The sequence below is a fragment of the Aggregatilinea sp. genome, from assembly GCF_036822615.1.
Classification (GTDB): Bacteria; Chloroflexota; Anaerolineae; order Aggregatilineales; family Aggregatilineaceae; genus Aggregatilinea.
Genome location: NZ_DAISHJ010000104.1, coordinates 16,693 through 19,062, shown reverse-complemented (window position 1 = coordinate 19,062; position 2,370 = coordinate 16,693). Strand labels below are relative to the sequence as shown.

The following is a 2,370-nucleotide window of genomic DNA, read 5'->3' as shown; positions in this document are numbered from 1 at the left end:
GTTTGTGCCCGCACGCATCCACAACCAGTCCGCCAGCACGGGATCGAGGCGGTCCACACCCAACTGCTGCGCCGCGATCTCTGCCGCGCCGTCGCGGTCGAGCATGCGGGCGTCGTCGGGCGGGAGGGCGAGCGCGTTGAGTTCGACCGTCGAGGCGATGATAGGGTCCTGGATGCGGTGCGCCTGGATCGGATCGCTGCGCCCCGGCAGCGTGAACAGCGGCAGCGGGACGCCGGTAAAGCGCGGTTTCACGCGCTTCCATACCCGCGCGCTGACCAGCACCTCGCCCGGCGCGGCGTGCGACATGAGCCGGGCGGCGAGATTCACGTCGTCGCCCATGACGGTATATTCGCGGCGAGCGCGCCAGCCGACCTCGCCCGCGAAGACGTAACCGGAGCTGATCCCGACGCGCACGGACAGGCGCGCTTCCGCGGGTAGATCGTGGTTGAGCGGGTCGATCTGCTGGCTCAGGCTCAGGGCGGCGGCGACGGCCCGCACCGGATCGTCAGGGTGGGCGACGGGCGCGCCGAACGTGATCAGCAGCTTCGTTCCGGCCTGATAGGGATCGCAGCGCGTCAGGGAGCCGCCGTGCGCGGTGATGGTGTGCTGGGCGAGCGTATAGGCGCGATCGAGCAGGGCGACGATCTCCGGCAGGCGGTCGGGGCCCCACGTGGCCAGCAAATCGGAGAAGCCCGCGAGGTGCACGAACAGCACCGCCGCCGGACGATTTTCGCTCTCGATGTGGTCGCCGCGAAAGACGAGCTTTTCCACGACTTCGGGCGCGACGAAACGCGCGACGTGCTCCACTTCATCGATCTGCCGCCGCAGCTCCGCGACCAGATCGTCCTGCCCGTAGCCGATCAGCATGCCGCTTTGGGCGCGGCGGCGCTGCGGCACGGCCAGCTCGTAATCGCCCAGCTGCTCCCCGAGCGTGTCCCGCACGCGCCAGACGTCCGGCCCGGCGGGGTCCAGCCCGAACGACTCGCCCACGGCGCGCAGCGAGCCATCGACCAGCACGTCGTCACAGGATCCGGCGGATTCAGCCGCCATCGCGCGGCGGGGTAGATCGCCCAGCAGGATCAAATCGCGCTGCTGCTCGCCGCCGACCACCGCTTCGATCAGGTCGCCCCGGCTGAGGCCGATGGACATGGTGAGCGCGAGCGGCTCCGCGCCGGACAGCTCCGCCAGCAGCGGGCTGCTGACCGGCTGGAAGTGAGCCGCCATCGCGCGCTGCATGCGCAGCCCGGCCCGGATCGCGTGGGCGGCGTCGGCGCTGCCGGACGTGGCCGGGAAAAACGCCAGCAGCGCATCCCCGGCGAACTTCAGCAGCCGCCCGTTGGACTTCGCCAGAATGTCGAGCATCGCGGCGAAGTAGTCGTTCATGATCTGCGTGAGGACTTCCGCGCCCGCCGCGCCCATCTGCCGCTGGAGCATGTCGGCCAGGAGGGTGAACCCGCTCACGTCCGCGAACAGGAATGTGCCGGGACGGATATCGGTATGGGGCATGGGGCGATTGGCGCGCTCGTCCGCGATGGACTGGGGCACGAAGGCGTTGATCGCCTGGCTCAGACTGTTCAAGCGCCGCACGGCGCGGACTGCGGCGGCGCTGTCAGGCAGATCGGCCAGCGCTTCCGCGGGCAGGTAGCGGCTCAGGCGGGCGCGCAGATCGGGATCGAAGGACATGGGGGCATCCTGGGTTTGGCATGCGCGGCAAAGACGCCGCGCACAGCGGTGTGGCGGTTTGTTCTTTCGATCCTAACGTAAAAGGTGGGGAACCGTCTACGGGTGGGGGAGGGTCAGGCCGTTTTACCGCGTGCCGCGCACGGCCCAGGCGCGCGCCACCAGGGGGATCGATCCGTCCACGGCGAACGGCAGCGCATCGCGGAGGCGCTCGCGCAGCGCCGTTCGGTGCGCCTCGGGCAGCGTCACCGCGTACGTGGGGGCTGGACCTTGCCCGCCGAGAAATGGCGACCAGTAATCGTCAAAATCCTTGAAATCGGTGTCGATGTCGAGCGCGCCGGCCCGGACGTCGTGAAGCCCCGCCGCCTCGAAAAGCCCCGTCAATGCGTGCGGGCTGCACACCGGAAACCGCCGTCCTTCGTCCAGATCGCGCGCCTGCGGATCGAGGGCCGCCGCTGCGTTCCAGAAGTGGCGCATGAACTGGACTTTACCCGCGTAATCCCACACGTACAGGGCAACCGTGCCGCCCGACTGCACGGCGCGCGCCATTTCCTCGGCGGCCCGCGCGGGCTGCGGCACGAAATTGAGCATGAAGCCCGATACGGCCACGTCGTGCGCGCCGGACTCGACCGGCAGGGCCAGCGCGTCGCCCACTTCAAACTGCGCCCGCGCATCGTGCGTGTGGTGGCG

General features: G+C 69.6%; 2 protein-coding genes. Both read right to left on the bottom strand.

Going from position 1 to position 2,370, the window contains the following annotated elements; all coding sequences use genetic code 11:
• Positions 1 to 1,683: adenylate/guanylate cyclase domain-containing protein (locus tag V7116_RS20385; RefSeq protein WP_324393816.1), on the bottom strand; the 1,683-nt coding region annotated here is incomplete at its 3' end.
• Between the two features lie 123 nt (positions 1,684 to 1,806).
• The coding region (locus V7116_RS20380; protein ID WP_324393815.1) for a class I SAM-dependent methyltransferase at positions 1,807 to 2,370 on the bottom strand (564 nt) is incomplete at its 5' end.